The sequence below is a fragment of the Chroococcidiopsis sp. [FACHB-1243] genome, assembly GCF_014696895.1.
Taxonomy (GTDB): domain Bacteria; phylum Cyanobacteriota; class Cyanobacteriia; order Cyanobacteriales; family Chroococcidiopsidaceae; genus Chroococcidiopsis.
Window position 1 is genome coordinate 116,272 of sequence record NZ_JACJQX010000021.1, and the last position, 10,012, is coordinate 126,283.

14 protein-coding genes, 1 tRNA gene, 1 other RNA gene and 1 pseudogene are annotated in these 10,012 nt (G+C 44.1%); 15 read left to right on the forward strand and 2 right to left on the reverse strand.

Features of this window, described 5'->3' with window-relative positions; genetic code table 11:
• Positions 1 to 49: 49 nt before the first annotated feature.
• The 8 genes from atpB (at position 50) to ssrA (ending at position 6,361) form a co-directional block, all read left to right on the forward strand.
• The gene (gene atpB, locus H6G17_RS17080) at positions 50 to 811 is read left to right on the forward strand and encodes a F0F1 ATP synthase subunit A (protein ID WP_192159143.1); all 762 of its coding nucleotides are present in this window, start codon (positions 50 to 52) and stop codon (positions 809 to 811) included.
• 98 nt (positions 812 to 909) lie between these two features.
• On the forward strand, positions 910 to 1,155 hold the full coding sequence (atpE, locus tag H6G17_RS17085) for an ATP synthase F0 subunit C (protein ID WP_008233924.1): 246 nt from the start codon (positions 910 to 912) through the stop codon (positions 1,153 to 1,155).
• A gap of 180 nt (positions 1,156 to 1,335) precedes the next feature.
• Positions 1,336 to 1,764: a F0F1 ATP synthase subunit B' gene (locus H6G17_RS17090; RefSeq protein WP_192159145.1), complete on the forward strand. Its 429-nt coding sequence runs from the start codon at positions 1,336 to 1,338 to the stop codon at positions 1,762 to 1,764.
• Between the two features lie 134 nt (positions 1,765 to 1,898).
• The gene (locus tag H6G17_RS17095; RefSeq protein ID WP_192159173.1) at positions 1,899 to 2,474 is read left to right on the forward strand and encodes a F0F1 ATP synthase subunit B; all 576 of its coding nucleotides are present in this window, start codon (positions 1,899 to 1,901) and stop codon (positions 2,472 to 2,474) included.
• Positions 2,471 to 3,028, forward strand: coding sequence for an ATP synthase F1 subunit delta (gene atpH / locus H6G17_RS17100; RefSeq protein WP_192159147.1), 558 nt, complete (start codon positions 2,471 to 2,473; stop codon positions 3,026 to 3,028). The genes H6G17_RS17095 and atpH overlap by 4 nt, the downstream gene beginning before the upstream one ends.
• Before the next feature lie 150 nt (positions 3,029 to 3,178).
• Positions 3,179 to 4,699 (forward strand): F0F1 ATP synthase subunit alpha, encoded by a 1,521-nt coding sequence (atpA, locus tag H6G17_RS17105; RefSeq protein ID WP_192159176.1) that lies wholly within the window; start codon positions 3,179 to 3,181, stop codon positions 4,697 to 4,699.
• 101 nt (positions 4,700 to 4,800) lie between these two features.
• Positions 4,801 to 5,748, forward strand: a complete 948-nt coding sequence (locus H6G17_RS17110; protein ID WP_192159149.1) for a F0F1 ATP synthase subunit gamma — start codon at positions 4,801 to 4,803, stop codon at positions 5,746 to 5,748.
• A 225-nt stretch (positions 5,749 to 5,973) separates the two neighbouring features.
• Positions 5,974 to 6,361: a transfer-messenger RNA gene (gene ssrA, locus H6G17_RS17115) on the forward strand.
• Positions 6,362 to 6,392: 31 nt separating this feature from the next.
• Here ssrA and H6G17_RS17120 read toward each other — a convergent pair.
• Positions 6,393 to 6,665, reverse strand: a complete 273-nt coding sequence (locus H6G17_RS17120; RefSeq protein WP_192159151.1) for a hypothetical protein — start codon at positions 6,663 to 6,665, stop codon at positions 6,393 to 6,395.
• Between the two features lie 207 nt (positions 6,666 to 6,872).
• Positions 6,873 to 6,944: transfer RNA gene (locus H6G17_RS17125), tRNA-Gly, on the reverse strand.
• Between the two features lie 372 nt (positions 6,945 to 7,316).
• Here H6G17_RS17125 and H6G17_RS32650 point away from each other — a divergent pair.
• From H6G17_RS32650 to H6G17_RS17145, 7 genes and pseudogenes are all read left to right on the forward strand, one after another.
• A complete protein-coding gene (locus tag H6G17_RS32650) occupies positions 7,317 to 7,511 on the forward strand; it encodes an IS1 family transposase (RefSeq protein ID WP_199316783.1) in 195 nt (64 codons plus the stop codon).
• On the forward strand, positions 7,495 to 7,593 hold the full coding sequence (locus tag H6G17_RS34690) for an IS1-like element transposase (RefSeq protein WP_199316784.1): 99 nt from the start codon (positions 7,495 to 7,497) through the stop codon (positions 7,591 to 7,593). The genes H6G17_RS32650 and H6G17_RS34690 overlap by 17 nt, the downstream gene beginning before the upstream one ends.
• Before the next feature lie 50 nt (positions 7,594 to 7,643).
• Positions 7,644 to 7,856 carry an IS1 family transposase gene (locus H6G17_RS32660; protein WP_347276442.1) on the forward strand — a complete coding sequence of 71 codons (213 nt, stop codon included), beginning with the start codon at positions 7,644 to 7,646 and terminating at the stop codon, positions 7,854 to 7,856.
• 58 nt (positions 7,857 to 7,914) lie between these two features.
• Positions 7,915 to 8,256 (forward strand): transposase family protein, encoded by a 342-nt coding sequence (locus H6G17_RS32665; protein ID WP_199316786.1) that lies wholly within the window; start codon positions 7,915 to 7,917, stop codon positions 8,254 to 8,256.
• Positions 8,257 to 8,325: 69 nt separating this feature from the next.
• Positions 8,326 to 8,628 carry a transposase family protein gene (locus H6G17_RS34695; protein ID WP_347276443.1) on the forward strand — a complete coding sequence of 101 codons (303 nt, stop codon included), beginning with the start codon at positions 8,326 to 8,328 and terminating at the stop codon, positions 8,626 to 8,628.
• Positions 8,589 to 8,738 carry a hypothetical protein gene (locus tag H6G17_RS34700; protein WP_347276439.1) on the forward strand — a complete coding sequence of 50 codons (150 nt, stop codon included), beginning with the start codon at positions 8,589 to 8,591 and terminating at the stop codon, positions 8,736 to 8,738. Before H6G17_RS34695 ends, H6G17_RS34700 begins: the two co-directional genes overlap by 40 nt.
• Before the next feature lie 166 nt (positions 8,739 to 8,904).
• A pseudogene (locus tag H6G17_RS17145) lies at positions 8,905 to 9,121 on the forward strand (IS1 family transposase); the annotation flags it as partial.
• Positions 9,122 to 10,012: the final 891 nt, after the last annotated feature.

The following is a 10,012-nucleotide window of genomic DNA, read 5'->3' on the forward strand; positions in this document are numbered from 1 at the left end:
GCTTGCAAAATTAATCGCCCCATTCTCGCTTTTTGGGAAAACTGCTTGAATGCAAATGCTTAGCGTCACAAACACCTTTAATTTATTCCCTCTTGCCTCGTTGGAAGTAGGTCAACATTTTTTATGGCAATTGGGCAATCTCAAAATTCATGGGCAAGTTTTTCTCACCTCGTGGTTTGTGATTGGCATTCTAGTAGTTGCTTCTATAGCAGCTACTCGGAACATCCAGAAAGTCCCTAGTGGTATCCAAAATTTAATGGAGTACGCGCTAGAATTCATTCGGGATTTGACCAAGAATCAGATTGGTGAGAAAGAGTATCGTCCTTGGGTTCCATTTGTTGGCACGCTATTTCTGTTTATTTTCATATCGAATTGGTCGGGTGCTTTAATTCCCTGGAAGTTGATTAAGCTGCCATCAGGTGAATTAGCTGCTCCAACTAACGATATTAATACAACAGTAGCTCTGGCGTTGTTAACTTCTTTAGCGTACTTTTACGCGGGTTTTAGCAAACGCGGCTTAGGGTACTTTAAAAAGTATATTGAGCCAACGCCAATTCTGTTACCGATCGCAATTTTAGAAGATTTCACCAAACCTCTTTCTCTAAGCTTCCGACTATTTGGTAACATTTTAGCGGATGAATTAGTAGTAGCGGTTTTAGTTCTACTCGTACCTCTGTTTGTACCTCTGCCAGTGATGGCATTAGGTTTGTTTACTAGTGCGATCCAAGCCCTGGTTTTTGCCACCCTCGCAGCTGCTTATATTCATGAGGCGATGGAGGGACATGGTGGAGAAGAACATGAGGCTCATTAGAGCAACTCATGATGAGTCAGAAGTCGGAAGTCAGAGTTAATTGATAACTGACAACTGAAAAGAAAGTTTGTTGTGTACTCAAAGTAAGGAAAATCAAGATGGATCCATTAGTTTCTGCTGCTTCAGTTCTAGCTGCCGCATTAGCAATCGGTTTAGCTGCAATCGGTCCTGGTATCGGTCAAGGAAATGCTGCGGGTCAAGCAGTAGAAGGTATTGCTCGTCAACCCGAAGCAGAAGGAAAAATTCGCGGTACTCTGCTGTTGACTCTAGCATTCATGGAATCGCTAACCATTTACGGTCTGGTAATTGCCCTAGTATTACTGTTTGCTAACCCCTTTTCCTAAAACCTAAATTCTTATCTTTGTAGAGACGTTCTTAAGAGCGTCTCTACAACTGAGTGAGAACTTTTTTCGATCGGATCGCGTGTAAATTGCCTCTCAAACAACAGAGGATTTTTAGAATATGAAAGGGTGGATGATGTTGCTTGGCATGAAAACAGCCATTCAAGCCAAAGGGGAGAAATAATGTTTGATTTTGATGCTACCTTGCCCTTAATGGCGTTGCAGTTCCTACTGTTGGCATCTGTATTGAATGTCATTTTCTACAAGCCACTAACAAAGGCACTGGACGACCGCGATAATTACGTCCGCACGAATAATGTTGAAGCAAAAGAACGCTTGGCAAAAGCAGAGCGATTAGCAAAAGAATACGAGCAGCAAATAGCAGATGCTCGCAGACAATCGCAAAAAGTTGTTGCCGACGCTCAAGCAGATGCACAAAAAATAGCGGCGGAAAAAATAGCAGAGGCACAGAAAGAAGCCCAAGCACAACGAGAACAAGCAGCTCAAGAAATTGAGCAACAACAACAAGCAGCTATGGCTTCGTTGCAGCAACAGGTAGATGCCCTCAGTCGCCAAATCGTAGAAAAGCTGTTAGGAACAGTAACCAGTTGAGTAGTGAGTGGTGCGTGGCGCCTGGTGAGTGGTGAGTGATAAGACTTTGATTTATCTGACTCCTGACTCCTGACTCCTGACTCCTGACTCCTGACTCATAACTGACAACTGACAACTGACAACTGAAAATGTGGATGGGTATGATGGGAAGTTTTATCTGGTTGGTGACACAAGGTAGCCCACTACTTGCTGAAGCGGCAGAAGCAGAAGCAGAAGCAGGCGGGTTTGGTCTTAATTTTGATATTTTAGAAACAAACCTAATTAACCTGGCTATTCTTGTTGGCGTACTAGTATATTTTGGCAGCAAGGTAGTCGGAAAAACCTTGAGCGATCGCCGCGAACGCATAGAAACAGAAATTGTAGCGGCAGAAAACCGCGCCAAAGAAGCAGCAGCAGCGCTGCAAAAACAGCAGCAAAGATTGACAGAAGCCCAAGCGGAAGCAGAAAGAATTCGCCAAAGCGCCACAACAAACGCTCAGCAAGCCAAAGAGCAAATCTTGGCTCAGGTGGGAGTAGATATTCAACGCTTAAAAGAGACAGCAACGCAAGATTTAAATACAGCAAGAGATCGAGCGATCGCTCAACTGCGAGCTTCTGTAGTTGCAATGGCTTTACAAAAAGTGGAATCCCAGTTGGAATCGGGATTAGACGAAAATATCCAACAAAGAACGATCGCTCAAAGCATAGCACTACTAGGAGGCAGTAAATGAGCAACAATGCCATGAACGAACAGGTAGTGCAGCCTTACGCCCAGGCATTAATGTCTGTGGCGCGTAGCAACAACCTCATGGAACAGTTTGGGGAAGATGCCCGCACTTTAACTAATCTATTGCGGGAATCAGAGCAATTTCGTAACTTTCTCGCTAACCCCTTCGTTAGCATCAGCGACAAGAAAGCAGTACTGGGGCGAGTTGTAGGGGATAATGTTAACCCCTATATGCGTAACTTCTTAATGCTGTTGATAGATCGCCGCCGCATTATTTTGCTAGAAGGGATTTGCCAACAATATCTCGCCCTCCTGCGGGAACTGAATCAAACTGTTTTAGCCGAAGTCACTTCTGCTGTCGAACTGAGCGAAGAACAAAAGCAAGCCGTGCGGGATAAAGTCATTGCCATGACCAAAGCCCGTCAGGTAGAACTAGAAACAAAAATTGACCGCAGCTTAATTGGTGGCGCGATCGTCAAAGTTGGTTCTCAAGTGATCGACGCTAGTATCAGAGGACAACTGCGCCGCCTTTCTTTACGACTTACCAGTGGTACTTAATGAGGGAGCAGGGAGCAGGGACGAGCTGGGAGCAGGGGGAAAAGAGCTGGGGGAGTTGAGGGAGCATTGTCTTTCCACACCCCACACCCCGCACCCCACTCTCTTTCCCGACTCCCGACTCCCGACTCCCAAATTCCTTAACACAAACTCATCATGATCAGTATCAGACCTGACGAAATCAGCAGCATTATTCAGCAGCAAATCGAGCAATACGACCAAGAAGTTAAAGTCGCAAACGTTGGTACGGTATTGCAAGTAGGAGATGGTATCGCCCGGATCTATGGCTTAGACAAAGCTATGGCTGGCGAACTTCTAAATTTTGAAGATGGAACCGTAGGTATCGCCCTGAACCTAGAAGAAGACAACGTAGGTGCGGTATTGATGGGTGAAGGTCGAGATATCCAAGAAGGTAGTTCTGTTACCGCTACAGGTAAAATTGCTCAGGTTCCAGTTGGAGAAGCCACTGTCGGACGTGTAGTAGATGCTCTCGGTCGCCCGATTGACGGTAAGGGAGACATAAACACCTCAGAAACTCGTTTAATCGAGTCTGGCGCACCTGGGATCGTAGCGCGGCGTTCAGTATACGAACCAATGCAAACAGGGATTACCGCGATCGATGCGATGATTCCCGTAGGTAGAGGACAGCGGGAATTAATCATCGGTGACAGACAAACGGGTAAAACCGCGATCGCCATTGACACGATCATCAACCAGAAGTCAGAAGATGTAATCTGTGTATACGTCGCGATCGGACAAAAAGCTTCCACTGTAGCCAACGTAGTCCAGACCTTACAAGAAAAGGGCGCAATGGACTACACCATCGTCGTTGCAGCTAACGCCAGCGACCCCGCTACCCTTCAGTATCTCGCCCCATACACGGGTGCAGCATTGGCAGAGTACTTCATGTACAAAGGCAAGGCGACCCTCATCATTTACGATGACTTGTCCAAGCAAGCCGCCGCTTATCGCCAAATGTCCTTGTTGCTACGTCGTCCGCCAGGACGGGAAGCATACCCAGGAGATGTATTCTACCTCCACTCCCGCTTGTTGGAACGTGCGGCAAAACTCAGCACCGAACTAGGTGAAGGTAGCATGACAGCCCTACCAATTATTGAAACCCAAGCAGGGGACGTATCGGCTTACATTCCTACCAACGTAATTTCCATTACCGATGGTCAAATCTTCTTAACTTCCGACTTGTTCAATGCTGGTATTCGTCCCGCCATTAACCCTGGTATTTCCGTATCGCGGGTAGGCTCTGCAGCTCAAACTAAAGCAATGAAAAAAGTTGCTGGTAAGCTGAAATTGGAGTTGGCACAGTTTGACGAATTGCAAGCTTTCTCGCAATTTGCCTCCGACTTGGATAAAGCCACCCAAGACCAACTAGCACGGGGTCAGCGTTTGCGGGAACTACTCAAGCAGCCACAAAATTCCCCATTAGGAGTATTCGAGCAAGTTGCTATCCTCTACGCTGGGATTAACGGCTATATGGACGATATCGCTGTAGATAAAGTCACCACCTTCACCCAAGGACTGCGGGAATACCTGAAGACCAGTAAACCCAAGTATGGGGAAATCATCCGTAGCGAACGACAACTTACCGATGAAGCCGAAAAGTTGTTGAAAGAAGCAATTACCGAATACAAACAAACCTTCTTAGCAACAGCTTAGGTAATAGGTAATGGTTGACAGTTGACAGTTGACGGTTGACGGTTAACTGTCAACTGTCAACTACCAACTACCAACTACCAACTACCAATTACCAAAAGACGATGGCTAATCTCAAATTAATCCGCGATCGCATTCAGTCGGTCAAAAATACGAAAAAAATTACCGAAGCGATGCGCCTGGTAGCAGCGGCTAGGGTGCGGCGCGCTCAAGAACAGGTACTTTCTACCCGTCCGTTTGCCGATCGCTTGGCACAAGTACTGTATAATCTACAAACTCGCTTGCAGTTTGAAGATGTCAACCTACCGCTATTCAAAAAACGGGATATTCGCTCCATTGGTTTGCTGGTAATTACAGGCGATCGCGGTTTGTGCGGTGCTTATAATACCAACGTAATTAAACGGGCAGAAAACCGCGCTAAAGAACTTCAAGCTGAAGGCTTGGAATACAAATACATCCTTGTCGGACGCAAAGCCATCCAGTATTTTCAACGCCGCAACCAACCCATTGATGCAACGTATACGGGTTTAGAGCAAATTCCTACAGCGGCAGAAGCTTCTAATATTGCTGACGAGTTGCTTTCCCTGTTTTTGTCGGAAAGCGTAGACAGAGTTGAATTAGTTTACACCAAATTCGTCTCTCTAGTTAGTTCTCGCCCAGTGGTACAAACTCTGTTACCCTTGGACGCTCAAGGTTTTGAAGCTGCAGACGATGAAGTTTTCCGGCTGACTACCCGTGGTGGTGAATTTGAAGTGGAAAGACAGAAAGTTTCTGCCACTGCACGGAGTTTTCCCAAGGATATGCTATTTGAGCAAGATCCCGTACAAATTCTCGATGCTTTGTTGCCTTTGTACCTGAATAACCAATTATTGCGTGCATTACAAGAATCTGCTGCTAGCGAACTGGCAGCACGTATGACAGCCATGAACAATGCCAGCGACAACGCTAGCGAATTGATTAATACCCTCACGCTGTCTTACAACAAAGCACGGCAAGCCGCCATTACCCAGGAAATTCTGGAAGTTGTCGGCGGTGCGGAAGCTTTGAAATAAGATCCCCCCTGCCCCCCTTAACAAGGGGGGTGTTTCTTTGCCACGCCAGTTCGCGAGAGAGGGAGACACACCCTACGGGCAGTTTGCTCAAGTCGGGAAACCCGCCCACGCAACTGCCCTCCCGCACACGACTGGCTCCCCTTAAAAAGGGGAGTTGGGGGGATCGTTTTTTGGATCTGCCTGCCAAAATCTCTACGACGAATTATAATAAGATAAGAAGTACATGGGGCTTTCAAGGTTTCGACAGGTTGGCGAAAGCTGCTCTGTGATACAGGTCGAGAGTGAGTCTCCTCTCGTAAATCAAAGGCTCAAAAAAACGTAACTGCGAACAACATCGTTCCTTTTGCTCGTAAGGCTGCTCCTGTAGCTGCCTAATAATCTCTCAAAGATTCGAGCGCTTGTAGTTTGACTCCGTTAAGGACTACAGGCAAACCCCAACGGATGCTCTAGCAAGGTTTCTTCGATTTACTTGCCAGCTAAGACTTAATCGAAGCATCCTACGTGCGGGATAATGCACGATCCCCGCCTTGAGGGTCAAAAAGGCTAAGCCTGTGAACGAGTGGGGGGTTAATACCCAATTTGGACACGGGTTCGATTCCCGTAAGCTCCACTTAAAAGCCAAAACTGAGTTACCCACCTTGATGTTAAATTCCGGGTGGGTAATTCTTTGGCGTAATCACAAATATAAAATGTTGGTGCGATCGCCACCGCAATAATACAGATTTTTTCCAATAGCTTTTTAAATTATTTCCGCAATCTTCACCAAGAAGATTAGCTGTTGCTTGTGGCAATGTTAATCTAGCAGACTTGCGAGCGGTCTTGACTGGTACGCCAATTGTACTGGGTTCGTCAGCTATGAGAACTTGTCTGAAGTTTACTGTATTATTTCGCGTCTGAGAATTTCTATGAATTTCCAATTTAACTTGTTAAAGTTTCCACTGTGGCAATATTTGACTCAGCCTATATTTGATGCCAATACGAAATTAGTTCTCAATCCTCAACAGTTTGAGGCGCAACATAGAGTCCAGCTTTTAGAGCGTTGCTGGTGTAAAGAGTACGACTCAAAGGATAGTTTCTTTAATAAGTAGGACGGGTGTAAAACCGTACAATCCTAAAGTTTAGTAAGCGGGTGATGGGACTCGAACCCACGACATCGACCTTGGGAAGGTAGCGTTCTACCACTGAACTACACCCGCAGCAGCCTTCGGCTGTCTCCAAGCATAACATTTGGGACAGCTTTGGGACAATGAGAGACATCAAACCTACTAACCATAACGGATCTATCCAGCTTAAGTTCAGCTTTGGGGGTAAACGCTATAGCTTTAACCCTGTACCTGGGGGTAGCTACACTAGCAAAAGAGACTTAGCTACTGCCAACGCGATCGCTACCAGAATACAGAATGACATCCTAGCTGGTTGCTTTGACCCCACCTTAGACAAATATAGGTTAACCCCTAAAACCCGCCCTAACCACCGTCCTAAAAGGTAATGCTCTAGACAAGGTGAGCTTGTTATGAAACGATATTGTGAGCTAGATTGAGAAAAACTTAATGTGCGAACATTCCAGGGTGCTCGAACCCATTCGCTGCCCAACTTGTAACCAGACTCATATTGTCAAACACGGTAAAAGTGCTGAGGGGAAACAGCGATATCGCTGTCGGAATGCAGCATGTTCACGACATAATTTTGTCTTAGACTACACCGATCGCGCCTACCTCCCTGAAGTTAAGCAACAAAGAGCGCGAAATGGCAATCAATGGTAGTGGAATTCGAGATACTGCACGAGTGCTAAAGATTAGTCAAACAACTGTAATTGAAACATTAAAAAAAAAGCTCGTGACTTAAAATTAGTTAACGAGACGTTACTCGCAACTGTCACACCCACAGCAGTTGAAATTGTTCAATATGTTGAAGAAGCTGAACTTGACGAGATGTGGAGCTTTGTGCAGTCCAAGAAGCAAGAAAGATGGTTGTGGCACGCTATCGACCACAATACTGGACAAATTCTGGCTTATGTTCTTGCGGACCACAAAGATGCTGCATTGCTTCAACTCAAAGCTTTGTTAGAACCATTTGGCATCCAAACATTAGACCCGTCCGAAATATAATCCGTGTGTAAAAAAATGGTAGAACGGTAAATTGAGAGTCTACCGTTGGTCTACCATAATGAAAAATCCACTTTATTATATTCAAAAATATCAACATCGTACCAAGCAAATACTAGGAATCGATTATCAACAGTTTCTAGAACTATTACAGCAGGCAGAATTCAAGCATAAAGAGCAACAAGCTCTTATGGAAAGGACAAAAATTCGAGTTAACTTATTAGGAGGAGGGCGGAAACCTAAACTATCGATTCCAGAACAAGTGTGTCTGTGTCTTTTCTACTTAAGGCAAATGCCAACATTTGAAGTATTGGGGATGCACTTTGATGTATCAAAAACTGAGGCAAACGATACCTTTCATTATTGGCTATTAATTTTTCGAGAAATTTTGCCTTCTAGTTGAATTGAACAAAGAGAAAGCCAAGAGAGTGATGCTGCCATTGTACGGGAACTATTAAATGAATTTGAGTTAATCGTCGATAGTTACGAACAGCCCAGAGAGCGCCCTACAGATAACAAAGAGCAACAAAAATATTTTTCTGGTAAGAAAAGACAGCATACCTTTAAAAATCAAGTTGTGTCTCTGCCTTCTGCTAAAGATATTGTAGATATGGTAGTAGGGGCTAAGGGTCCGACCAGTGATATTTCATTATTCCGTCATCAACAACAAAAGTTTTCTACTGCACTGTCCAACAAAAAGCTGAAAACTCAGTCTTGTCTGAGAGTCGGATTTTTGTGGAACATATCATCCGACTCATCAAAGTTTTTCGCATAGCATCTATGAGATTTCGGCTTCATTCTGCTACTTACGAACAGGTAATTCTTACTGTTTGTGGGTCAGTCAGATTAAGAATTGGTTCTCTAGTTTTACCAGCTTTATCTTAGTCTTTGAAAGTTGGTTTTTTATGAACCGAACCTCAGTATCTTTTCAAGGCTATACTATTAGTAACTATCTCTAGCCCTGATAACTTCGTCAATTCTGATTTGCGCTCAAACTATCTCTAAACCAGCCAGTGTCTGGTTTTCAAGTTTTCGGAACGGTCTATTTTACACAGATGGGTGGGGCGCTTATGAACGTCATTTAGAGAAGAACCAGCATGTTGTGGGTAAAACCAATACCCAAAAGATTGAACGGAAACATTTGAATTTGAGAACTCGAACTTTCGCGCTTGGCTCGCAAGACAATCTGTTTTTCCAAGTTAGATTTGATGCATGATACTGTGATTGGCTTGTTCATCAATCGAGAAGAGTTTGGGTTTGCTGTTTAACACCCAGATCACCTTGTCTAGAGCATTACCCCATTTTTCATCAAATGCTCAGAGCCACAGGTAGGACAAACTCGTTCTGAAGCTTCTGCACGTATTCTCTGGGAGAATTCAAGTGGCTCTCGAGTTAATTTAGACAGTAGTAATCCAAATGAGTAAAGTCAGAACGCCAAAATTGTTGTCATCGAAAATACTAATTACTGGGCGATTATGTGAGGATTATTTGCATTAGCTAATATTATACAGGATGCTGACGGGGCAGGAGTTATACCTCACCACTACTTCCGTATCACTACCAAGCAGTTAATGGCTTGCTGTCGAATATTTTGGTAATTGATATCGACTCGCTAATCGTTTTAACTGTCTCCAATACCAAAAATACTAGTGTCCTGAGCTATTTTCAGTAAATAGGTAATGGCAATTAACTAATCTGCGATAATTACAGCCGCCCTTCCCTTCTAAAACAAAACGGTCGGCTGCAATCGAATTGCCAAGACATTAACTCTATCTTAATTCTGTAGAAACCCTCTGCTGTAATGCCGATGAGAATAATAGACATCTCCGAAAATATTCAACACATTGATATGATTAGCTTATAGCCTGCGTTTCTCAACTCAAAAATCAGCTATTGTCTACGGTCGAGTCAGGTTTTGAGATGGTTCTAGTTAAAAACTAAAAGGAAAAAATGTAATAATCAATAATTTTTATTTGAACAGTTTAGGCTTTTCTACATAGGTAATATTAGCGCTCCAATTCGGAACCTGACTAAGCCACAAATTGTCAGAATTACTCGCAGAAATGTTGAATCCTGAGACAAATCTTCATATAATTTTTGATACTTCTCTGTGAAAAGAGAATCGGTCAACATTTCACGATCTTCTCCATCCAATGAAC

What these genes read in the sequence shown, in the direction of transcription:
- H6G17_RS17090 (WP_192159145.1), top strand. Translation starts at nt 1,336, where the DNA reads ATGTTTGATTTTGATGCTACCTTGCCCTTAATGGCGTTGCAGTTCCTA.
- atpE (WP_008233924.1), top strand. Translation starts at nt 910, where the DNA reads ATGGATCCATTAGTTTCTGCTGCTTCAGTTCTAGCTGCCGCATTAGCA.
- H6G17_RS32665 (WP_199316786.1), top strand. Translation starts at nt 7,915, where the DNA reads ATGAAAAATCCACTTTATTATATTCAAAAATATCAACATCGTACCAAG.
- H6G17_RS17110 (WP_192159149.1), top strand. Translation starts at nt 4,801, where the DNA reads ATGGCTAATCTCAAATTAATCCGCGATCGCATTCAGTCGGTCAAAAAT.
- H6G17_RS34690 (WP_199316784.1), top strand. Translation starts at nt 7,495, where the DNA reads ATGGCAATCAATGGTAGTGGAATTCGAGATACTGCACGAGTGCTAAAG.
- atpH (WP_192159147.1), top strand. Translation starts at nt 2,471, where the DNA reads ATGAGCAACAATGCCATGAACGAACAGGTAGTGCAGCCTTACGCCCAG.
- atpB (WP_192159143.1), top strand. Translation starts at nt 50, where the DNA reads ATGCAAATGCTTAGCGTCACAAACACCTTTAATTTATTCCCTCTTGCC.
- H6G17_RS17095 (WP_192159173.1), top strand. Translation starts at nt 1,899, where the DNA reads ATGGGTATGATGGGAAGTTTTATCTGGTTGGTGACACAAGGTAGCCCA.